A 20,897-nucleotide genomic window follows, 5' to 3' on the forward strand; every position below is an offset into this window, starting at 1 on the left:
CCCGGCCGCCAAAGAATCATGCCGCGACCTGCGCAACCTTCCTCGCTCTCGTGAGTCATGTGAGCTAGCAAGCACTGCCGTGCCTGCAATTGAGGCTTCCATGCCTATTTGGTGCGAATTCGGAGCATTCAAATTGATAACTCTCTACAAGACCAGGCGTGTTCGCCGAGGGATGGATACACGAAGATCCGGCGCGATGACGGTGCGCAAGGCCGCAGGTGTCGCCGTGACCGTGGGTACGGTACTTGGGGTCGTACCCATGGCCTCGCCCGCGCAGGCGGCCACCGCGCCCACAGTCAGCGCCAAGGGCGCCTTCCTGCTGGACAACGCGACCGGCACCAGGCTGTACAGCAAGTACGCCGACACCAAGCGGCCGATGGCCAGCACGACAAAGATCATGACGGCCCGCGTGGTCCTCAGCCAGACCAATCTTGATCTCGACCGCAAGGTCACCGTCCGGCAGGCCTACCGCGACTACGTCGCCGCCAAGGGCGCCAGCACCGCCGACCTGAGGACCGGCGACCGTGTGACGGTCCGCCAGTTGCTGTACGCGATGATGCTGCCCTCGGGCTGCGACGCCGCGTACGCCCTCGCCGACACCTTCGGCACCGGTGACACCCGCGCAGCGCGTGTGAAGTCGTTCATCGGCAAGATGAACAAAAAGGCGGTCGACCTGGGCCTGACCAACACCCACTTCGACGCGTTCGACGGCATCTCGACGACCGGTGCGAACTACACCACCCCGCGCGACCTGGCGAAGCTCGCCCGCAGCGCGATGAAGTACTCGACGTTCCGCTCCGTCGTCAAGACGCAGAAGACCGTGCGCTACGCGACCACGAGCACCGGTGGCACGCGCACCTACACCTGGTACAACACCAACAAGCTGCTCGGCTCCTACACCGGCGCCACCGGCATCAAGACCGGCACCAGCACCCCGGCGGGGCCGTGCCTGGTCTTCTCCGCCACCCGCGGCGACAGGACCCTCATCGGCGTCGTCCTCAACGACGCCTACCGCTACACCGACGCCGCGAAGATGCTGGATTACGGCTTCGGCACCAGCACCGCGTCGACCATGCAGCTTCGCACGCTGCCGGCAGGCGCCCAGCAGGACTGACCACGGCAGATCAGAAGACCCACACCCCAGGGTGCGGGTCTTCTGGTGGACGCCAGGCCGGCGCTTGCACTGGGCTTGGGGTTTCGGGGCGTTGTCAGTGGGGCGGCGTAAGGTCTTCGATCAGTGGGGAGCTGCCGCTGAGCGCAGGGCTGTTCCCCGCTGGGGAAGCACTATGCGATCACATGCGCGGGGGAGCCATGAGAACGACTGACGCTGGTACGGGGACGCTGACGCCGACCGACGACGAGCTGGATCCGACGGTCACGCACGCGGGCACAGGTCTGCTTCTCGACCTGCCCGGGCGGCTGCTCGACGAGGAGTTCGGGGCGGGCGGGATCATGCGCTTCGAGGACGTCGACTTCCCGGGCACGCTCACGCACGAGCCGACCCGCCGCTTCCTGAGGGAAACGGGCCTTCCGGAGGACGGCGTCATCTTCCAACTGGAGATGGACGTACCGCTGTCGACCCTCGCCGAGCACTACGCGGCCGAGTGGACGGAACAGGTGGTCCCCGAGGGACAGCGGGGGCAACTCCCCGACGGAGCCGACCGGTTGATCCGCCTGGGGAGCCTCGGTCACCGCGCCGAGGGCATGGACCTCCTCATCGACGGCAGGACCGGCATGCTTCACGAGTGGTCCGCCCCGGACGCCCTGCTGCGGCCGCTCAACGCCGACATATCCATGCTCGCCTTCACGCTCTGGCTGCTGCACCGCGCGAAGACACCAGAGGCCGTGACCGGAATCGAACCGGCGTAAACCGCTTTGCAGGCGGTTCCCTCAACCACTCGGGCACACGGCCGGGTTGGGAACAACGCGCTCGCTTCGAATCGCTTGTTCCGAACTCGATGACATCGACCGTAGGCCGCGTGGGGCAGGGGCTCAAGGAATCGGCCGGGGCTGCAATGAGGCTGCCATGCCGCGTTCACATGGGAAGGAGCGTACGAGGAAGGACGTACGACCAAGGTCGCAGACGATCACCGTCTCGCGACAGGGGCCAAGAGCGATCATGCCCCTTACGCTGACGAGCATGTCCGCCCTGGAACCGAGCGACGCCGACTCCGCGGCCAACTCGCCTTCGACCGCCCCGTCCGCGCCGGCCGCACCCGCCACCCACGACGAACCCGGCACCGACGACAGCGTGCTCGGTCGCCCCTACCGGGCGCTGAGCATCGGGATCGTCTCCGTCGTACTGCTGATCGCCTTCGAGGCGACGGCGGTCGGGACCGCGATGCCGGTGGCGGCACGGGAGCTCGACGGAGTCGCGTTGTACGCGTTCGCGTTCTCGGCGTACTTCACGACGAGTCTGTTCGGGATGGTGCTGGCCGGGCAGTGGTCGGACCGTCGCGGACCGCTGGCGTCGCTGGCCGTGGGGATCGCGTCGTTCGCGGCGGGGCTGATGCTGTCCGGGACGGCGGGCGCGATGTGGCTGTTCGTCCTCGGACGAGCGGTACAGGGGCTGGGCGGCGGGCTGGTGATCGTCGCGCTGTACGTGGTCGTGGGGCGGGCGTATCCGGAGCGGTTGCGGCCGTCGATCCTGGCGGCGTTCGCGGCGAGTTGGGTGATCCCCTCCGTGGTCGGGCCGCTCGCCGCCGGTTCGGTGACCGAACACCTCGGCTGGCGGTGGGTGTTCGTCGGAATCCCGGTCCTGGTGGTGTTCCCGCTGGCGCTCGCCCTGCCACAGATACGGCGGCGGGCGTCCGGGCCGACGAAGGGCGCCGTGGCCGCGCCCTTCGACCGACGACGGATCCGGCTGGCGCTGGGGATCTCGCTGGGCGCGGGGCTGCTGCAGTACGCCGCGCAGGCTGTGTCCGATGACAGCGTGCGGTGGCTCTCGGTCCTGCCGGCCGGTGCGGGTGCCGCCCTGCTGGTTCCGGCGGTGCTGGGACTTCTGCCGCGCGGGACGTACCGGGCGGCGCGCGGGTTACCGTCCGTGGTGCTGCTGCGGGGGATCGCGGCCGGGTCCTTCGTCGCGGCGGAGTCCTTCGTGCCGCTGATGCTGGTGACTCAGCGAGGGCTCTCACCGACGCTCGCCGGGTTCTCGCTCGCGGCGGGCGGGGCCACCTGGGCGCTGGGTTCCTTCGCGCAGTCCAGGGCGCGGGCGGAGCCGTACCGGGAGCGGTTGATGCTCATCGGGATGGTGCTCGTCGCGCTGGCGATCGCCGCCGCGCCGAGCGTGCTGATCGATGCGGTGCCGGTGTGGACCCTGGCCGTGGCGTGGGGGTTCGGCTGCTTCGGGATGGGGCTGGTGATCTCCGCCACCAGCGTGCTCCTGCTCCACCTCTCCGCGCCGGAGGAGGCCGGCACCAACTCCGCCGCGCTCCAGATCTCCGACGGCCTGTCGAACGTCCTTCTGCTGGCGGCGGGCGGGGCGGCGTTCGCGGCCCTGGGCGGCGGCACGGTCACGCACACGGCCACGGCGGCCTCTGGCTCGCATCCGGCGGCTTTCACGGCGGTGTTCCTGCCGATGGCGGGGGTGGCGCTGGTGGGGGCGTGGGTGACTACGCGGGTGAGGGGCAATTCCAAGTAACACCGCGTGGTACCGCGTAGTACGTCGGAGCATGGCTGGACTGAACCTGCGGTTTACGGACGACGAGCTCGACGCGCTGCGCGAGCGTGCGGCAGCGGAGGGACGCAGTATGCAGGCCTTCGCTCACGACGCCGTGATCTCGGCCGTAAACGAGCATTCGCGGCTGTTCAACGAAGCGGCCGAGCATGTGCTGAAGGCGAGCGGCGAGCTTAACCGGAGGCTCGCCTGATGCACTACCTGACGCTGCCCGAGCTGCTGAACCTTGCGAAGCGGCTCGGGGCGGACGAGGTGCGCGACTACGGGCTAATGGACTCGGCGCAGGTCAGGCCGCAGTCGAGCGTGTTCGGACAGGACGCCTATCCGGACGTCTGGGAGAAGGCGGCTGCGCTGATGGAGTCGCTCGCCCGCAATCACGCCCTCGTCGATGGGAACAAGCGCATCGCCTGGTATGCCACCTGGGTCTATCTGCACATGAACGGCCACCCCCTGGACGCGGACTTCGACGTGGACGAGGCCGAGGCATTCGTACTCGACGTCTGCCAGGGTGCCTTGGACGTTCCGAAGATCGCCGCCCAGCTGCCGCGCTTCGCGCGCTGATCCCTGGCGCTCTCTGTGAGCTCGATCCCATCCGCGGATGACCCGGTGGAGTCCGCGCGTTGACGGGATCGGGCCGCCGGTAGGGTGGCCCGGTTGTCATACGGAGACGAGCCGCTCAACCCCACCCGGAGATCGTGACTACCACCGCCGCCAACACCCACTCCTCGCATCATCTCTCTCCCGCCTTCCCCGGCCGTGCCCCCTGGGGTACGGCCAGCAAGCTGCGTGCCTGGCAGCAGGGGGCGATGGAGAAATACATCCAGGAGCAGCCGCGTGACTTTCTCGCCGTCGCCACGCCCGGCGCCGGAAAGACGACCTTCGCGCTGACACTCGCGTCGTGGCTGCTGCACCACCATGTCGTGCAGCAGGTGACGGTGGTCGCGCCGACCGAGCATCTGAAGAAGCAGTGGGCCGAGGCGGCGGCGCGGATAGGGATCAAGCTGGACCCGGAGTACAGCGCGGGGCCGCTCGGCAAGGAGTACCACGGGGTCGCGGTCACCTACGCGGGCGTCGGCGTACGGCCCATGCTGCACCGCAACCGCGTCGAGCAGCGCAAGACCCTGGTCATCCTCGACGAGATCCACCACGCCGGCGACTCGAAATCCTGGGGCGAGGCCTGCCTCGAGGCCTTCGAGCCGGCCACCCGCCGCCTCGCGCTCACCGGTACGCCGTTCCGCTCCGACACCAACCCCATCCCCTTCGTCACGTACGAGGAAGGCAACGACGGGATTCGGCGGTCCGCCGCCGACTACACGTACGGATACGGCAGCGCGCTCGGGGACGGCGTCGTCCGCCCCGTCATCTTCCTCTCCTACAGCGGCAATATGCGGTGGCGTACGAAGGCGGGCGACGAGATCGCCGCGCGCCTCGGTGAGCCGATGACCAAGGACGCCGTCAGCCAGGCCTGGCGCACCGCCCTCGATCCGCGCGGCGAGTGGATGCCGAGCGTGCTGCGCGCCGCCGACCAGCGGCTGACCGAGGTCAGGAAGGCCATCCCGGACGCGGGTGCCCTCGTCATCGCCTCCGACCAGGACTCGGCACGCTCGTACGCCAAGCTGATCCGCGAGATCACCGGTTCGAAGGCGACCCTCGTTCTCTCCGACGACTCCGGAGCCTCCGAGAGGATCGACGAGTTCAGCCACAACACCGACCGCTGGATGGTCGCCGTCCGCATGGTGTCCGAAGGCGTGGACGTGCCCCGGCTGGCCGTGGGCGTGTACGCGACCACCATCTCCACGCCGCTCTTCTTCGCGCAGGCCGTCGGGCGCTTCGTACGGTCCCGGCGGCGCGGTGAGACCGCCTCCGTCTTCCTCCCGACCGTCCCCGACCTCCTCACCTTCGCCAACGAGATGGAGGTCGAGCGCGACCACGCCCTCGACAAGCCCAAGAAGGAGGGCGAGGAGGACCCGTACGCCGAGTCCGAGAAGGAGATGGAGGAGGCGAACCGGGAGCAGGACGAGGACACCGGTGAGCAGGAGACGCTGCCGTTCGAGGCGCTGGAGTCCGACGCCGTCTTCGACCGGGTGCTGTACGACGGCGCCGAGTTCGGGATGCAGGCACATCCGGGGAGCGAGGAGGAACAGGACTACCTCGGCATCCCGGGCCTCCTCGAACCCGACCAGGTCCAACTCCTGCTCCAGAAGCGGCAGGCGCGCCAGATATCCCACAGCCGCAAGAAGCCCGACGACGAGGCGGATCTGCTCGAACTGCCCGCGGAACGGCGGCCGGTCGTCACGCACAAGGAACTGCTGGAACTGCGCAAGCAGCTCAACACCATGGTCGGCGCGTACGTCCACCAGAGCGGCAAGCCCCACGGTGTGATCCACACCGAGCTGCGGCGCGTGTGCGGCGGCCCGCCGAGCGCCGAGGCGACGGCGGGCCAACTGCGTCAGCGGATCGCCAAGGTGCAGGAGTGGGCCACCCGCATGCGGTGATGTCCGTGCGGTGATGTCCGTGCGGTGATGCCCGTGCGGTGATGTTCGTACGGGATCGAGGGCGCCGGTGTCGCGACGAGGGTTGCGGCGCCGGCGCTCGCGTAGTGCGTGAACGGCGTGCGGTCTGGGGCCTGCACGGGGCGTACCCGGACAAACGAAGCGCCTCGCGTCGGCCACTGCCCGGATTCTGGACGGAGTCTTCCGCTCAGCGAACCTGGTCGCTACTGTCCCGCTACGCACACGCCCCGTGGCATCGCCGCCGCGGAGCGCAGCCGGTGCCCGCCCGGGAGTGACCCGGGACGCCAGCCGACCGGCGGCTTCTGACGCGCGTCGCCGGTGGGACAGGTGACGCATCCGCCGCAGAGGGGGCCGTCGACTCTCACCACTAAGGAGTGGGCGTCGTGACCGCGGAGACCTCTCAGACGCTCGACCGGGGACTTCGTGTCCTCAAGCTGCTCGCCGACACCGACCACGGACTGACCGTCACCGAGCTGTCCAACAAGCTCGGGGTGAACCGGACCGTCGTGTACCGCCTGCTCGCCACCTTGGAGCAGCACGCCCTCGTACGCCGTGACGTGGGCGGCCGTGCCCGGGTCGGGCTCGGGGTGCTGCGGCTCGGCAGGCAGGTGCATCCGCTGGTACGTGAGGCCGCGTTGCCCGCGTTGCGGTCGCTGGCCGAGGACATCGGGGCGACGGCCCATCTCACCCTCGTCGACGGGACGGAAGCGCTGGCCGTCGCCGTGGTCGAACCCACGTGGACCGATTACCACGTGGCGTACCGCACCGGGTTCCGGCATCCGCTGGACCGGGGTGCCGCGGGCCGGGCGATCCTTGCCGCGCGGGCCGCGACCGGGTCCGTGGAGGATCCCGGATACACGCTCACGCACGGCGAGCTGGAGGCCGGCGCCAGCGGGGCGGCCGCGCCGCTCCTCGGGGTGACCGGGGTGGAGGGGAGCGTGGGTGTGGTCATGCTCGCGGATTCCGTCCCGGAGCGGGTGGGGCCGCGGGTGGTGGACGCGGCGAAGGAGGTTGCGGAGGCGTTGCGTTGACGTCTTGTATTGACGCCTTGCGCTGACTGCGGGCCGTGTGGGGCTGGTCGCGCCCGCGCGGCGGAGCCGCAAGCCGCATATGTGACAGTCCCGCGCCCCTGACGGGGCGCAGGCCAGGGCGCGGCCGGAAGTCGTCGTCGCGTTAGATTGATTTCGTGCTCTTTCGTTTCTCGCGTTCACAGGCCCTTGCCGTGCGTGCTCTGCCTGTCGTGGCTCTGCTGGCCACGGCGGTGTTCGCGCCGCTGCCGTTCTCGGTGGCGCAGCCCGGGATGACGGCGAACGTCCTGGGGGAGAACAAGGGGGATCCGGTCATCACGATCTCCGGCGCGGCCACCCGGGAGACGACGGGACAGCTGCGGATGACCACCATCGAGGCGACCGGCCCGGACGCGGACGTGAGGCTGACCGACGTGATCGACGGCTGGTTCGACACCGACCGGGCCGTGATGCCGCGCGACTCGGTCTACCCGACCGGCGACAACGTCAAGGAGATCGAGGAGCACAACGCCGAGGAGATGCGGAAGTCCCAGAACACGGCCACGGAGGCCGCTCTGAACTACCTCGGCAAGGACTCAGGCGACATCAAGGTGACCTTGAAGCTCGCCGATGTCGGCGGCCCCAGCGCCGGGCTTCTCTTCTCGCTCGGCATCGTCGACAAACTGAACGGCGACGGCAGCGGCGGCAACCTGACCGGCGGCCGCACCATCGCGGGCACCGGCACCATCGACGCCGACGGCACGGTGGGCCCGGTCGGTGGTGTCGCCCTCAAGACCCAGGCCGCCAAGCGCGACGGCGCCACCGTCTTCCTCGTACCGAAGGCCGAGTGCTCGGACGCGAAGTCGGAGCTGCCGAAGGGGCTGCGGCTGATTCCGGTGACGACGTTGAAGGCGACAGTCGACTCCCTCCGGGCGCTGGAGAAGGGCACCGGCTCCGTCCCCAGTTGCTGACCCACCCCAGCTGCTGACCCCCTGCACGGCGGCCCGACGGGCACTCCCGTCAGTCGTTGTCGTCCTCCGCCGCCTGCCGCACCAGCGGGATGATCCGCAGCGGGACGGGGTTCTCCATGACGATCGCCGTGGACGCCCGGACAATGCCCTCGAAACCGACGACCAGGTCGATCACCCGCTGGAGATCGGCGTTGGAGCGGGCGACGAGACGGCACATCATGTCGCCGCTGCCGGTCGTGGTGTGCAGTTCGAGCACCTCGGGGACGGTCGCCAGGTGCGTGCGCACGTCCGAGCCCTGCCCCTGCCGGATCTGGAGGGTCGCGAACGCCGTGACGGGGTACCCGAGCGCCGCGGGGTCCACCTGGGGACCGAATCCGCGGATGACGCCGTTCGACTGAAGGCGGTCGAGCCGGGCCTGGACTGTCCCGCGCGCGACGCCGAGCCGCCGGGACGCCTCCAGCACGCCGATCCGAGGCTCCTCGGCGAGCAGCACGATGAGCCGGCCATCCAGATGATCGATCGCCATGCGGACCTCCGAGATGGTCATCCTGTACAGAAAGCCCGATCGTACGCGTCACTCACTGAGCACATTGTTCAGTGAACACGCGAACTGTTGCGCATCTTGCGGAACGGAGGGAGCCTGCCGCCATGACTGAGACCATCCATCACACCCCTGAAACCGTGCGCGAGGCAGACCCCTTCCCGGTCAAGGGAATGGACGCGGTCGTCTTCGCCGTGGGCAACGCCAAGCAGGCGGCGCACTACTACTCCACCGCCTTCGGCATGCGCCTCGTCGCCTACTCCGGGCCGGAGACCGGCAGCCGCGAGACGGCCTCGTACGTCCTCGAGAACGGCTCGGCGCGCTTCGTCCTCACCTCCGTCATCAAGGCCGCCACGACCTGGGGCCACTTCCTCGCCGAGCATGTGGCCGAGCACGGTGACGGCGTCGTCGACCTCGCCATCGAGGTCCCCGACGCACGCGCCGCGTACGCGTACGCGATCGAGCACGGCGCGCGCTCGGTCGCCGAGCCGTACGAGACGAAGGACGAGCACGGCACGGTGGTCCTCGCCGCGATCGCCACGTACGGCCAGACCCGGCACACCCTCGTCGAGCGGAGGGGTTACGACGGCCCGTACCTGCCCGGCTACGTGGCCGCCGACCCGATCGTCGAGCCGCCCGCCCGCCGCACCTTCCAGGCCATCGACCACTGCGTCGGCAACGTCGAGCTCGGCCGGATGAACGAGTGGGTCGGCTTCTACAACAAGGTCATGGGCTTCACGAACATGAAGGAGTTCGTGGGCGACGACATCGCGACGGAGTACAGCGCGCTGATGTCGAAGGTCGTCGCGGACGGGACCCTGAAGGTCAAGTTCCCGATCAACGAGCCCGCCATCGCCAAGAAGAAGTCCCAGATCGACGAGTACCTGGAGTTCTACGGCGGCGCCGGCGTCCAGCACATCGCCCTCAACACGAACGACATCGTCGAGACCGTACGCATCATGCGCGCGGCCGGAGTCCGGTTCCTGGACACGCCCGACTCGTACTACGACACGCTGGGGGAGTGGGTCGGCGACACCCGTGTGCCCCTCGAGACCCTGCGTGAGCTGAAGATCCTCGCCGACCGCGACGAGGACGGCTATCTGCTGCAGATCTTCACCAAGCCGGTCCAGGACCGTCCGACGGTGTTCTTCGAGATCATCGAACGTCATGGCTCGATGGGCTTCGGCAAGGGCAACTTCAAGGCGCTGTTCGAGGCGATCGAGCGGGAGCAGGAGAAGCGGGGGAATCTGTAGGACCGCCCCGGCACCGCCCAGGTCCGCGGCACCGCGGCACCGCCCAGGTCCGCAGGACGCGGGTTACCCGTAGACGTCCTGCGGACCCCCCGCAGACGGCTCTCCCATCGCCTGAAGCGCCTTCTTCGCCGCCGGGGCCAGAAGCGGCGAGAAGTGCGGGTTGATGCGGAGGGACTTGGCGAGGTGGCTGCGGGCCGCGTAGTTCTGGCGCAGTGCGCGTTCGATGACGCCCCGGTGATACGTGTGAAGAGCCACGCGCATGCCGCCTCCGTCGTGCTCGGCCGTCGCCTTCGACGCGAAGCTGATCGCCTCGTCGTTCCTGCCGGAACGGTGCAGCGCCCAGCCCAGGGCGTCGGCCACCTGGGCGGAGGGGTGGCGTTCCCACTCGGCGCGTAGGAGACGGAGGGCGGAGGCGGGGGCGCCGTGGTCCGCCTCCAAGCGGCCGAGGACCAGGTTGTGGTTGATGCCGCCCGCGGCTGCCTTGCGCACCTGGACACGGATCGCGTTGTACTGGGTGCGGGCGGCATTGTCCAGCCCCAGCGACTCGTACAACTCGCCCAGTTCCAGCGCGTATTGGGGAAGCGGCCGTTTCGTGAGCGCCGTCCGGTAGGCGCGCAGGGCCTCCGAGGTCCGGCCCAGGGCCGCCAGCGCCCGGCCCCGCCCGGCGAGTGCGGCGTGCTCGCCGGGGGCGGCCCGCAGCGCCGCCTCGTAGTAGCGGAGCGACGTCGCCGCCTCGCCGCGCTCCCAGGCGAGCTCCCCGCCCCGTAGGAGAACGGCCGCCTCCTCCGCGGGCGTGGCGGCGAGGGCCACCGCGTCGGAGAGCGCGGCGGCGGCGTCCTCGGGCCGGCCGCTGTCCCGGTACACCAGCCCGGTCTGCGCAAACACCTCCGCCCCGGAGCGCAGGCCGGTCAGCTTGCGCAGCGCCCGCTGTGCGGACGAGTGGTCACCGAGACCTCGGTACGCGTCGATGAGCAGCGGATACGTCGTCCACCGCTTCGGTGAGGCCGCCACCGCCGCCTCGCCCCACTTCCGCGCCGCCCGGAAATCGTGCCGCGCCTCGGCGAGCGCGGCCAGCCCGTGGAACGCCTCGACGTTTCCCTTCGGCTTCGCCTTCAACGACGTACGCAACGCCTTCTCGGCCATGGGGAAGTACGTCGCCTCGTCGGCCCGCTCACCTCGCTCGACATACGCCGACCCGAGTACCGCCCACGCCCGCACATCGTCCGGATGGGCCCGCAGATGCGCCTCGCGGTCGGTGATCACCGCCGCCAGATCGCGCAGACGCACGGTGGTGGGCGCCCCGGCGGCCTTCACCGCCGCCGTCGCCCGCGCTTCCGTGGCGCGCGCGGCCGGCGACTCGTCCGGCTCCCGCAGGGTCGCCGTGCACACACCGCCGACCACGGCACAGAGCACGACGGAGGCGATCACCCCGCGCTTGGCGCCCCCGCGGCGTGTCGACGCAGGCTGCGGCCAAGGCCGGGGCTGAGAGGCGGGCCTTGGATCGGGCCGCGCTTCGGGCTTGGGCACAGGCCGTGCGTCGGGCTTGGACTCGGGCACAGGCTGTGCGTCGGGCTTGGACTCGGGCATGGGCTGTGCGTCGGGCTTGGACTCGGGCATGGGCTGTGCGTCGGGCTTGGACTCGGGCACGGGCACGGGCTGTCCGTGGGACTTGGACTCGGGCTGCGCTTCGGGCTCGGACTCGGGCTGAGGCACGCCCTTGGACTCGGGCTGAGGCGCGCCCTTGGACTCGGGCTGCTCGGACTCGGGCTGCTCAGACTTGGGCTGAGATGCGGGCTGAGTCGCCGACTGAGGCACGATGTGAGGCTCTGGCCGCGGGCCAGGCGCGCCGGGAAGGGGCAGCTGTTCGATCTCCATGGTGCTTACTGTGCGTCAATATGAAAAGCTGATCGGGTCACCACCTCGACACACGAAGGAGTCGCGGGCGGGGTTCACACCGATGGCCCCGGGTGCGACGCTGTGATCATGAGCCGTATCGAAGCCCGACCCGACGAAGACACGGCAGTCCCGGGCAGTCTCCTGGACCGGCTCCGCGCGGGCCTGCCGGCCGAGGCGGTCCTCACCGACCCGGACATCACGGCCTCCTACGCCAACGACATGGCCAGCTTCTGCGAGGCCGGTGTCCCCGCCGTGGTCGTGCTGCCGCGGACCGTCGAAGAGGTCCAGCACATCATGCGCACCGCCACCGAGCTGCGCGTCCCCGTCGTCCCGCAGGGCGCCCGCACCGGCCTGTCCGGCGGCGCCAACGCCTCCGACGGCTGCATCGTGCTGTCCCTCGTCAAGATGGACCGGATCCTCGAGATCAGCCCCGTCGACCGGATCGCCGTCGTCGAGCCCGGCGTCATCAACGCCACGCTGTCCCGCGCCGTGGGCGAACACGGCCTCGCCTACCCGCCGGACCCCTCCAGCTGGGAGATGTGCACGATCGGCGGCAACATCGGCACGGCCTCCGGCGGCCTGTGCTGCGTGAAGTACGGGGTCACGGCCGAGTACGTCCTCGGCCTGGACGTCGTCCTCGCCGACGGCCGCCTCATGCACACCGGCCGTCGCACGGCCAAAGGCGTCGCCGGGTACGACCTGACGCGCCTCTTCGTCGGCTCCGAGGGCTCGCTGGGCATCGTCGTACGGGCCGTCCTGGCGCTCAAACCCCAGCCGCCCCAGCAACTGGTGCTGGCCGCCGAGTTCGCTTCCGCGTCCGCCGCCTGTGACGCCGTATGCCGGATCATGGAGGGCGGCCATGTGCCGTCCCTGCTCGAGCTGATGGACCGTACGACGGTGAAGGCCGTCAACGACCTGGCGCACATGGGCCTGCCGGAGACCACGGAGGCCCTGCTGCTCGCCGCCTTCGACACCGCGGACCCCGCCGCCGACCTCGCCGCGCTCGGCGCGCTGTGCGAGGCCGCGGGCGCCACGCAGGTCGTCCCGGCCGAGGACGTGGCCGAGTCCGAACTCCTTCTCCAGGCGCGGCGGTTGTCGCTCAGCGCGCTCGAAGCGGTCAAGGGCACGACGATGATCGACGACGTGTGCGTACCGCGCTCCAAACTCGGCGACCTGCTCGAAGGGGTCGAGCGCATCGCGCAGAAGTACGGCCTGACCATCGGCGTCTGCGCGCACGCGGGCGACGGCAACACCCACCCGACCGTCTGCTTCGACGCGAGCGACGCCGACGAGTCCCGGCGGGCCCGCGAGTCCTTCGACGAGATCATGGCCCTCGGCCTGGAGCTCGGCGGCACGATCACCGGCGAACACGGCGTGGGCATCCTGAAGAAGGAGTGGCTGGCGCGCGAGATCGGCCCGGTGGGCATGGAGATGCAGCGCGCGATCAAGGCGGCCTTCGACCCGCTGGGCATCCTCAACCCCGGCAAGCTGTTCTGACCCGGCTCTCGAGACGCCCGCGCTCACTCACCGTCCTTCATCGTCCTTCACCGTCCTTCGACGAGGGCAGCAGTGCGGTGAGGCCGTCCTCGACGCACAGCTGTTCGGTCTCCGAGCCCGGCGGGACCGCCCGCAAGGTGCGCTCCAGCCAGAGGGAGACCTGCGCGGCCGATGCCGCGACCAGGGCGTCCCCGTCGGGTGAACGCAGCGCCATCAGGACGACGGCGCGGCCGCCCGCCTTCGTCGGCCACACCCGCACGTCACCGTGCCCGCACGGCCGGAACACCCCCTCGACGAGGAGTTCGCGCGCGCACGTCCACCGCACGGGGTGGTCGGAGCCGATGTGGAAGGTGATGTGGGCGGCGTACGGATCGTCGGTGCGATAGCTGAGCCGCGCCGGGACGGGGACGCTGCGCTCGGGCGAGAGGACGAGTCGGATCTCGATCTCGCGTTCCACCACGGCGGGGGTGGGGGTGGGGGCGTGGTGTGCGGGGATGTGCGTGTGGGGGTGCCGGGACCTGTGCATGGTGTGCCTTTCCGCTCGTTCGGGGACCTGTGGGGCAGTCCTGTACGAGGGGAGAGGGCGCGGGGCTCGAAGCATTACGCGGGTTCGTGGAATTTCTGGCAGAACCTTGCTCGAAGGGGGTAGGTACGGCGGGAGACGTCATGGCCCGCGCGCGGGTCTGATAGATGTGGATGCCCAACACGACCCCCGAGCAGATACGGGACGACGGACATGAGCGCCCCAACCCCGGCCCCCGGCGACGACAGGCCCCGCGAAGGGTATTACCCGGACCCGTCCATTCCTGGATATGTCCGGTACTGGAACGGCGCCGCCTGGGTGCCGGGCACCAGCCGCCCGGCGCCGTCCGACGGCGAACCGCTCCCGGCACCTTCGGGCACGCGGCCCGCGCCCGCCACCACCGAGGAGACGGGGCCGCACTTCTTCGACGAGGATCCGCCGGCGAGTACGCCGTCGCCCGCCGACGCACAGCACGGCAGCCGGCCCGAGCCCGCGACCGCGTGGGGCGCCGACCGCTCCCGGCAGTCCGGCTTCGGCGGTGACCAGGACCGCCGGGTGTCCTGGGGTTCCCCCGACCCCCGCGTGCCGTCCGCTCCGTCCCAGCCGGAGGGCAGGTCGGACCACGCCGACGGCACGGTCACGTTCCGCGCGCCCAAGTCCCCCAAGTCCGGCGAGGACGCCGGAAACTCCAGGAACTCCAGGAACTCCGGGAACACGGGGAATGCCGGGAACACCGGGAACACCGGGAACACCGGGGACGACCAACCGCCGGCCTCCGGCGGCACGGTGGTCTTCCGCAGACCGTCGGGGCCTGTGCGGCCCACCACGGGATCGGAGGAGGGGGCACCCGGGAACGCCGGCGGTGCGGCTACGGGCAGTGTGGGCCCTTCCGGTGCGGGCGGCGCGGGCGCCTCCGGTACGACGTCCGGCTCGGCCCGGTCCGCAGGAGCGCCGGGTGTCCCCGGCAGCCGTAACCCCCACGCCTCCGAGGGCACCATGGCCTTCCGCGCTCTCCCGCGCCCGGGACGGCAGCGCGGGGAACAGGGCGCGGGCGGTTCCACCACGGGCGACTCGACGACCGGCGGCTCGGCCCAGGCAGGCTCGTCCGCCGGCGGAGCCGCCGGTCGCGCGGGCCTGTCCCAGGGAGCCGCCGCGGCGGCATCCGGCCCGCAAACCCCCTCCGTACCCGCCCAGTCCACGAACTCCCCGGCTTTCCCGTCGTCCCCGAACTCGCCTGCCTCCCCGTCCTCCCCCGCCCCAGCCCCCGCATCCGCCGCCTCCTCCTCCAACCCCCAGCAGTCCACCCCCATGTCCCCGGGCGACGGCGGCGGACAGCCCTCGTGGGCCCAGCAGGTGCACCGCCTTGCCGGGCCCGAGAGCGAACAGCCCGTCGTCCCGTGGAAGCCGGTGTCGGAGGACCCCTTCCAGGCCGCCGCGCGAGCGCAGGCGTCCGCGCGTCCCGCGGGGCTGGGAAAGCGGCTGGCCGCGCGGTTCGTGGACACGCTCGTGCTGGGCGCCGTCACCGGCGTGGCCGCCGTGCCGCTGGGCACCAAGGCGATCGACCACATCAACGACAAGATCGACGCGGCCAAGCAGTCCGGCGAGACCGTCACGGTCTGGCTGCTGGACGGCACCACGGCCGGCTACCTCGGCATCGTCCTCGCCGTCCTGCTCGTCTTCGGCGTCCTCTACGAGGCGCTGCCCACGGCCAAATGGGGCCGCACCCTGGGCAAGAAGCTGTGCGGTCTGCAGGTGCGCGACATCGAGGGCGGTGAACCCCCGTCGTTCGGCGCGGCCCTGCGCCGCTGGCTCGTCTACAGCGTCCCCGGTGTGCTCGTCATCGGCGTCCTGGGTGTCCTGTGGTGCCTGTTCGACCGCCCGTGGCACCAGTGCTGGCACGACAAGGCGGCCCACACCTTCGTCGCCGGCTGAGGGGTTGGCCGGCCGATGCCCCGGACGGCCGCCCGCCCATTGCGCTGACGGAGCCTTCGCGGTCGACTCGGTGTATGACGACCGAGCCGCCGCCTCCTTCGGAAGACGACCCGTTCAAGAAGAAGCCGCAGCCGCCACCCGACGAGGGGGGCGGCTCTCCGTACGACACCCCGCCCCCGGGCGGCGCCACGCCCCCGCCCTACGCCGGTGATCCCTACGGCGGCGGCCCGTACGGCAACGACCCGCTGGCCGGGATGCCGCCCCTCGCCGACAGCGGCAAGCGCATCCTGGCGCGACTCATCGACATGCTCCTCGTGGGTGTCGTGGTGTGGCTGGTGGCGTGGGGCTTCAACGTCAACGAGTACGACGTGGACGGGGAGAACATCGAGTACGGCAAGTCCTTCGGCCAGTCCGTGATCGCCGCGGTCCTCTACGTCGCGTACGACACCTTCATGACCACCCAGACCGGGCAGACCCTCGGCAAGAAGCTGCTCAACCTGCGCGTGGCGAACCTCGACAACGGTGCCACGCCCTCCGCGCAGACCTCGCTGGTCCGCGCGCTGGTCCTGTGGGTGCCGTTCGCTTTCTGCTGCGCCTGTATCTGGACCGCGATCGCGGGCGGTTGGAGCTTCTTCGACAAGCCCTATAAGCAGGGCATTCACGACAAGGCGGCCAAAACGGTTGTGGTCAGTACGAGTTGAGCGAGTCAAGCAGGTTGGGCGAGCCGAGCGGGTTGAGCGAGTCGGGCAAGGCAGTCAGTGGTGGGAAGCAGCTCCGCGTCTCACGGACCCGCCGGTTCGCGCACCGGCTCGGGCGTGCTGGACGCGGCGGCCGACGCGGCGACGGTCTGGCGCCGCGCGGGAACAGGTTCGGCGAAGCGCTCTTCGGCGAAACGCGCTTCGGCGCCACGCTCCTTGGCGACGGGAGCGGCTGCCGAGGCGGGCTTCTGGGCCGGGACCGTCATGGCCACGAGGAGGCCGAGAGCGAGGGCGGCGAATACGATCACCACGATCCCCGGGCCCGAATTCGTCTGTGACAGCAGCAACATGGCGAGCGTGCAGAAGATCACTGTGCAGGAGCCGTAGGCGATCTGTGCGGCGGTCGGACGAGGCATGACCATTCCTCGGGTCGGGGGTCTCCCCCCGCGCCTCTCGCCTTGGGGGGAGGTTGTGGATAAGAAACAGGGGTGCGACAACGGTGTCGACTTGGCGATTCACTGACTTCCAGCACTCCGCCAAACGACCCTATTCGCCTGTCTGCCCGAGCGGAACGAGCGATAAGCGTGACCTAACCCACGGCGCCGGTGCACAGGGGGCGCACGGAGTCATGGCGTCCACTACCTGGACAGTCGAGCGCGCCCGCTGAGCGGGAGACCGTCCATTCGGTCGCGGGCGAGCGCCTCATGTCACGTTCCGTCAGATCGCCGTACCGTACTTGAGCTGCTCAAGTCAAGATCTGTCTTTTCAGACGAGACTCCGGTCAAATGTCGTCACTTGTGACGCGCATAGAGCGCGCGCGGAATCCATGACCAGGACCCCCCTCGCTTCCGCGCGCCCGGGCGCAGGGAAGGACTGCCTCAAGTGACCAGCAGACCATGGACGTTCAGAGCGACCGCGGTGGGTGTCGCGCTCGCGGCGGCCGCGGCCACGTTCTCGACCTTCGCGGTGGCGCAGGCCGATTCCGGCGACAGGCCGACGGCCGCCGCGAACCGGCAGGACCCGGCACAGGCCGAGGACCACGCCGAGCACGATCTCAAGGGACCCCTGACGGAGCGTCAGGAAGCCCAGCGCGAAGAGGCGCTGCAGCGAGTCATATCCGGCGACGCCACGGTCAAGAGCCGGGGCGGTTCGCAGGTCGTGAAGCTCGGCAACGACAAGTACGTCGAGCTCGGCCGGGAGAAGACCGACCAGATCTTCACGATCCTGGTGGAGTTCGGCGACAAGGTCGACAGCCGTTACGGGGGCACGGCGGGTCCGGCCCACAACCAGATCGCCAAGCCGGACCGCACCAAGGACAACAGCACGGCCTGGCAGGCGGACTACAACCAGAAGCATTTCCAGGAGCTCTACTTCGGCACCGGCAAGGGTGTCGAGTCGATGAAGAAGTACTACGAGAAGCAGTCCTCGGGCCGCTACTCGATCGACGGCACGGTCTCCGACTGGGTCAAGGTGCCCTACAACGAGGCCCGCTACGGCAACAACGCGTGCGGCCAGACCAACTGCTCCAGCGTGTGGAACGTCGTCAGCGACGGCGTCTCCGCCTGGGTCGACGCGCAGAAGGCCGCGGGCAAGTCGGACGCCGAGATCAAGGCCCAGCTGGCCGGCTACGACAAGTGGGACCGCTACGACTTCGACGGCGACGGCGACTTCAACGAATCCGACGGCTACATCGACCACTTCCAGGTCGTGCACGCCGGTGAGGACGAGTCCGCGGGCGGCGGCGCGCAGGGCGAGGACGCCATCTGGGCCCACCGCTGGTACGCGTTCGGCACCGACGCGGGTTCCACGGGCCCGGGCAACAACAAGCTGGGCGGCGCCCAGATCGGTGACACCGGCATCTGGGTCGGCGACTACACCATCCAGCCGGAGAACGGCGGACTCGGCGTCTTCGCCCACGAGTACGGCCACGACCTCGGTCTGCCGGACCACTACGACACCACCAACAAGGGCGAGAACTCCACCGCCTTCTGGACGTTGATGTCCGCCGGCTCCTGGCTCGGCACCGGCAAGGACAGCATCGGAGACCTGCCCGGCGACATGACCGCCTGGGACAAGCTGCAGCTCGGCTGGCTGAAGTACGACACGGCCAAGGCAGCGACGCGGTCCACCCACACGCTGGGCGTGGCCGAGTACAACACCAAGAACGCGCAGGCCCTCGTGGTCGAGCTGCCCCAGAAGCCCGTCACCACCGAGGTCGTCGCCCCGGCTCAGGGCGCCACGCAGTGGTGGAGCGGCATGGGCGACGACCTGCGCAACACCCTCTCCCGCTCCGTCGACCTGACCGGCAAGTCCTCCGCCACCCTCACCCTCGACGGCTGGTGGGACATCGAGAAGGACTTCGACTACCTCTACACCGAGGTCTCCACCGACGGCGGCGCCAACTGGACGCCGATCGACGGCACCGCGAACGGCACCGCCATCCCGCGTGACGCCGGCGACAAGCCCGCGCTGACCGGCACGGTGGAGGCGTACCAGAAGCTCTCGTACCCGCTGAACGCCTACGCGGGCAAGAAGATCGACATCCGCTTCCGCTACGCCACGGACGGCGGTGTGGCCCAGAAGGGCTTCGCGGCCGACTCGATCGCGGTCACCGCGGACGGCGCCCCGGTCTTCTCCGACGACGCGGAGAGCGCGGACAGCGCCTGGACGGCGAACGGCTTCTCGCGCATCGGCGCCTCGTTCACCAAGGACTACGCGCAGTACTACATCGCCGAGAACCGCCAGTACGTGTCGTACGACAAGACCCTCGAGGTCGGCCCGTACAACTTCGGCTTCTCGACGACCCGTCCGTCCTGGGTCGAGCACTTCCCGTACCAGAACGGCCTGTTGATCTGGAAGTGGGACACCTCCCAGGCGGACAACAACACCAGCGTGCACCCCGGCACGGGTCTGGTGCTGCCGGTGGACGCCCACCCGGCGCCGCTGAAGTGGTCCGACGGCACGCTGATGCGCAACCGCGTCCAGTCCTACGACTCGCCGTTCAGCTCGTTCCGGACGGACGCCATCACGCTGCACAAGGCGGACGTCGCCACGAAGATCAAGTCGCTCCCGGGCAACCGGATCTTCAACGACCGCAAGAACACGTACTACGACGTGAGCAACCCGACCGGTGGTGTCAAGATCACTGACACCAACACCAAGATCGCGATCGTGAAGGAGTCCCGCTGGGGCTCGACGATCACGGTGAAGGTCTCCGCCGCGACGAAGTAAGGCGCGTTTACGCAGGTCAGAGCATGATCGGCCGTGACCCCCTGGCGGGTTGCGGCCGATCGTGTTTAGGTGCGTCCTGTGGCTCTCTTATTGACACCAGTTCTCACGGGGGTGTGACCGCATGGCCGCAGGAGGTTTCTGCAAGCTGCCGAACGGGACGGTGGTGGTGGCGTTGAACCTGCCCAGCCCGACCGCCGGCGGCGCCGGTGCGGTACGGGTGCTCGTGCACGCCCAGAACCGGGCCCGCGCCCTGACGCGGCTGCGCAACCTCGGGATGCGCGCGGTGTACCTGCGGGGCAACGGGCAGCCGCCCACACCGGACGAGATCACCGCGGTCCTGCACCACCCCGACGGTCTCGTATGGCGCACGGCGCCCGACAGCGGTGTCACCGCCGAGCTGTGGCACCCGATCCGCACCCTGATGCGCCGCAGCGCGACGCCTCAGGGCTTCTAGAGCCCGATCCGCCGGTCCGGCCCGGCCAGGTCCTAGACCACCGGTTTCCCGGAAAGCTCCACGCCCGCCTCGCGCAGCTCCTCCAGGGTCCGCTCGGTGGTGTCCTCGGCCACTCCGGCGGTGAGGTCGAGCAGCACGTGCGTATGGAAGCCCTCGCGGGCCGCGTCCAGGGCGGTGGCGCGGACGCAGTAGTCGGTGGCGATGCCCACCACGTCGACCTCGGTGATCCCGCGGGCGCGCAGCCAGTCCGCCAGCGGGACGCCGTTCTCGTCGGAGCCCTCGAAGCCGCTGTACGCCGCCGTGTACGCGCCCTTGTCGAAGACGGCGTCGACCGCGCCGGAGGCGACCGCCGGCGCGAAGTTCGGGTGGAAGCCCACTCCCTCCGTGCCCGCCACGCAGTGCGCGGGCCAGGAGTGGACGTAGTCGGGGTGGTCGGCGAAGTGGTCTCCGGGGGCGACGTGGTGGTCGCGGGTGGCCACGACGTGGCGGTAGCCGGCGGTCGACTGACCGACCAGCTCCGTGATCGCGGCGGCCACGTCGGCACCCCCGGTCACCGCGAGACTGCCCCCCTCGCAGAAGTCGTTCTGCACGTCTACGACGATCAGTGCGCGGCGCATGTCGGTGTCCTTCGGTTCGGCAGGCGGTCGGCGAGAGATGCGGGCCCGGCCGGTGGTACCGAGCCTAGAGAGTGCGCGGGCACAGCGG

The 20,897-nt window shown here is 69.9% G+C and carries 19 protein-coding genes and 1 tRNA gene; 14 read left to right on the forward strand and 6 right to left on the reverse strand.

Translation table 11 applies throughout. From position 1 onward, the window contains the following. Window positions 1-196 precede the first annotated feature (196 nt). Together FGD71_RS21575 and FGD71_RS21580 are read left to right on the forward strand one after the other, a co-directional pair. Window positions 197-1,114, forward strand: coding sequence for a D-alanyl-D-alanine carboxypeptidase family protein (locus tag FGD71_RS21575; RefSeq protein ID WP_119102129.1), 918 nt, complete (start codon window positions 197-199; stop codon window positions 1,112-1,114). Window positions 1,115-1,311: 197 nt separating this feature from the next. Further along, window positions 1,312-1,869 carry an SUKH-4 family immunity protein gene (locus FGD71_RS21580; RefSeq protein WP_338120072.1) on the forward strand — a complete coding sequence of 186 codons (558 nt, stop codon included), beginning with the start codon at window positions 1,312-1,314 and terminating at the stop codon, window positions 1,867-1,869. Here FGD71_RS21580 and FGD71_RS21585 read toward each other — a convergent pair. Next, a tRNA-Cys gene (locus FGD71_RS21585) sits at window positions 1,841-1,912 on the reverse strand. The two genes, FGD71_RS21580 and FGD71_RS21585, sit on opposite strands and share 29 nt — an antisense overlap. Window positions 1,913-2,140: 228 nt before the next feature. Here FGD71_RS21585 and FGD71_RS21590 point away from each other — a divergent pair. From FGD71_RS21590 to FGD71_RS21615, 6 genes are all read left to right on the forward strand, one after another. Beyond that, complete coding sequence (locus FGD71_RS21590; protein ID WP_119102131.1) at window positions 2,141-3,640, forward strand: MFS transporter; 1,500 nt, start codon at window positions 2,141-2,143, stop codon at window positions 3,638-3,640. A gap of 31 nt (window positions 3,641-3,671) precedes the next feature. Continuing rightward, complete coding sequence (locus FGD71_RS21595; RefSeq protein WP_119102132.1) at window positions 3,672-3,869, forward strand: hypothetical protein; 198 nt, start codon at window positions 3,672-3,674, stop codon at window positions 3,867-3,869. After that, a complete protein-coding gene (locus tag FGD71_RS21600) occupies window positions 3,869-4,237 on the forward strand; it encodes a type II toxin-antitoxin system death-on-curing family toxin (RefSeq protein WP_119102133.1) in 369 nt (122 codons plus the stop codon). Before FGD71_RS21595 ends, FGD71_RS21600 begins: the two co-directional genes overlap by 1 nt. Window positions 4,238-4,371: 134 nt before the next feature. Further along, window positions 4,372-6,171, forward strand: coding sequence for a DEAD/DEAH box helicase (locus tag FGD71_RS21605; protein ID WP_119102134.1), 1,800 nt, complete (start codon window positions 4,372-4,374; stop codon window positions 6,169-6,171). 401 nt (window positions 6,172-6,572) lie between these two features. Continuing rightward, on the forward strand, window positions 6,573-7,220 hold the full coding sequence (locus FGD71_RS21610) for an IclR family transcriptional regulator (protein WP_119102135.1): 648 nt from the start codon (window positions 6,573-6,575) through the stop codon (window positions 7,218-7,220). A gap of 155 nt (window positions 7,221-7,375) precedes the next feature. Further along, window positions 7,376-8,167, forward strand: a complete 792-nt coding sequence (locus FGD71_RS21615) for a S16 family serine protease (protein WP_119102136.1) — start codon at window positions 7,376-7,378, stop codon at window positions 8,165-8,167. A 49-nt stretch (window positions 8,168-8,216) separates the two neighbouring features. On the opposite strand, the gene FGD71_RS21620 is transcribed toward FGD71_RS21615, so the two are convergent. After that, window positions 8,217-8,693 carry an Lrp/AsnC family transcriptional regulator gene (locus tag FGD71_RS21620; RefSeq protein WP_181359250.1) on the reverse strand — a complete coding sequence of 159 codons (477 nt, stop codon included), beginning with the start codon at window positions 8,691-8,693 and terminating at the stop codon, window positions 8,217-8,219. Between the two features lie 122 nt (window positions 8,694-8,815). Here FGD71_RS21620 and hppD point away from each other — a divergent pair, with 122 nt between their 5' ends. Beyond that, complete coding sequence (gene hppD / locus FGD71_RS21625) at window positions 8,816-9,961, forward strand: 4-hydroxyphenylpyruvate dioxygenase (RefSeq protein ID WP_119102138.1); 1,146 nt, start codon at window positions 8,816-8,818, stop codon at window positions 9,959-9,961. A gap of 63 nt (window positions 9,962-10,024) precedes the next feature. On the opposite strand, the gene FGD71_RS21630 is transcribed toward hppD, so the two are convergent. Continuing rightward, complete coding sequence (locus tag FGD71_RS21630) at window positions 10,025-11,776, reverse strand: tetratricopeptide repeat protein (protein WP_240436700.1); 1,752 nt, start codon at window positions 11,774-11,776, stop codon at window positions 10,025-10,027. 162 nt (window positions 11,777-11,938) lie between these two features. On the opposite strand from FGD71_RS21630, the gene FGD71_RS21635 reads away from it, so the two are divergent. Beyond that, on the forward strand, window positions 11,939-13,354 hold the full coding sequence (locus tag FGD71_RS21635; RefSeq protein WP_119102139.1) for an FAD-binding oxidoreductase: 1,416 nt from the start codon (window positions 11,939-11,941) through the stop codon (window positions 13,352-13,354). Between the two features lie 37 nt (window positions 13,355-13,391). Here FGD71_RS21635 and FGD71_RS21640 read toward each other — a convergent pair whose 3' ends face one another. Beyond that, on the reverse strand, window positions 13,392-13,880 hold the full coding sequence (locus tag FGD71_RS21640) for an SsgA family sporulation/cell division regulator (protein WP_119102140.1): 489 nt from the start codon (window positions 13,878-13,880) through the stop codon (window positions 13,392-13,394). Window positions 13,881-14,090: 210 nt separating this feature from the next. Between FGD71_RS21640 and FGD71_RS21645 the strand changes: the two genes are divergently transcribed. Continuing rightward, the gene (locus FGD71_RS21645; RefSeq protein WP_119102141.1) at window positions 14,091-15,809 is read left to right on the forward strand and encodes an RDD family protein; all 1,719 of its coding nucleotides are present in this window, start codon (window positions 14,091-14,093) and stop codon (window positions 15,807-15,809) included. A gap of 74 nt (window positions 15,810-15,883) precedes the next feature. Continuing rightward, window positions 15,884-16,510, forward strand: coding sequence for an RDD family protein (locus FGD71_RS21650; RefSeq protein ID WP_119102142.1), 627 nt, complete (start codon window positions 15,884-15,886; stop codon window positions 16,508-16,510). 80 nt (window positions 16,511-16,590) lie between these two features. Here the strand turns inward: FGD71_RS21650 and FGD71_RS21655 are convergent, their stop codons facing one another. After that, complete coding sequence (locus FGD71_RS21655; protein WP_119102143.1) at window positions 16,591-16,923, reverse strand: hypothetical protein; 333 nt, start codon at window positions 16,921-16,923, stop codon at window positions 16,591-16,593. Window positions 16,924-17,389: 466 nt separating this feature from the next. Here FGD71_RS21655 and FGD71_RS21660 point away from each other — a divergent pair, with 466 nt between their 5' ends. Together FGD71_RS21660 and FGD71_RS21665 are read left to right on the forward strand one after the other, a co-directional pair. Then, window positions 17,390-19,738 carry an immune inhibitor A domain-containing protein gene (locus FGD71_RS21660; protein WP_119102144.1) on the forward strand — a complete coding sequence of 783 codons (2,349 nt, stop codon included), beginning with the start codon at window positions 17,390-17,392 and terminating at the stop codon, window positions 19,736-19,738. Window positions 19,739-19,859: 121 nt separating this feature from the next. Beyond that, window positions 19,860-20,192 carry a hypothetical protein gene (locus tag FGD71_RS21665; RefSeq protein WP_119102145.1) on the forward strand — a complete coding sequence of 111 codons (333 nt, stop codon included), beginning with the start codon at window positions 19,860-19,862 and terminating at the stop codon, window positions 20,190-20,192. Window positions 20,193-20,224: 32 nt separating this feature from the next. Here FGD71_RS21665 and FGD71_RS21670 read toward each other — a convergent pair whose 3' ends face one another. Continuing rightward, window positions 20,225-20,809 (reverse strand): nicotinamidase, encoded by a 585-nt coding sequence (locus tag FGD71_RS21670; RefSeq protein ID WP_119102146.1) that lies wholly within the window; start codon window positions 20,807-20,809, stop codon window positions 20,225-20,227. Window positions 20,810-20,897: the final 88 nt, after the last annotated feature.

It is taken from the genome of Streptomyces sporangiiformans, from assembly GCF_005768555.2.
GTDB classification, from domain to species: Bacteria; Actinomycetota; Actinomycetes; order Streptomycetales; family Streptomycetaceae; genus Streptomyces; species Streptomyces sporangiiformans.

Bases quoted from the DNA above. Each gene is read 5' to 3' on its own strand.
- FGD71_RS21575 (WP_119102129.1), top strand. From the start codon at position 197: ATGACGGTGCGCAAGGCCGCAGGTGTCGCCGTGACCGTGGGTACGGTA.
- FGD71_RS21580 (WP_338120072.1), top strand. From the start codon at position 1,312: ATGAGAACGACTGACGCTGGTACGGGGACGCTGACGCCGACCGACGAC.
- FGD71_RS21590 (WP_119102131.1), top strand. From the start codon at position 2,141: ATGTCCGCCCTGGAACCGAGCGACGCCGACTCCGCGGCCAACTCGCCT.
- FGD71_RS21595 (WP_119102132.1), top strand. From the start codon at position 3,672: ATGGCTGGACTGAACCTGCGGTTTACGGACGACGAGCTCGACGCGCTG.
- FGD71_RS21600 (WP_119102133.1), top strand. From the start codon at position 3,869: ATGCACTACCTGACGCTGCCCGAGCTGCTGAACCTTGCGAAGCGGCTC.
- FGD71_RS21620 (WP_181359250.1), bottom strand. From the start codon at position 8,693: ATGGCGATCGATCATCTGGATGGCCGGCTCATCGTGCTGCTCGCCGAG.
- hppD (WP_119102138.1), top strand. From the start codon at position 8,816: ATGACTGAGACCATCCATCACACCCCTGAAACCGTGCGCGAGGCAGAC.
- FGD71_RS21640 (WP_119102140.1), bottom strand. From the start codon at position 13,880: ATGCACAGGTCCCGGCACCCCCACACGCACATCCCCGCACACCACGCC.
- FGD71_RS21645 (WP_119102141.1), top strand. From the start codon at position 14,091: ATGAGCGCCCCAACCCCGGCCCCCGGCGACGACAGGCCCCGCGAAGGG.
- FGD71_RS21650 (WP_119102142.1), top strand. From the start codon at position 15,884: ATGACGACCGAGCCGCCGCCTCCTTCGGAAGACGACCCGTTCAAGAAG.
- FGD71_RS21655 (WP_119102143.1), bottom strand. From the start codon at position 16,923: ATGCCTCGTCCGACCGCCGCACAGATCGCCTACGGCTCCTGCACAGTG.
- FGD71_RS21665 (WP_119102145.1), top strand. From the start codon at position 19,860: ATGGCCGCAGGAGGTTTCTGCAAGCTGCCGAACGGGACGGTGGTGGTG.
- FGD71_RS21670 (WP_119102146.1), bottom strand. From the start codon at position 20,809: ATGCGCCGCGCACTGATCGTCGTAGACGTGCAGAACGACTTCTGCGAG.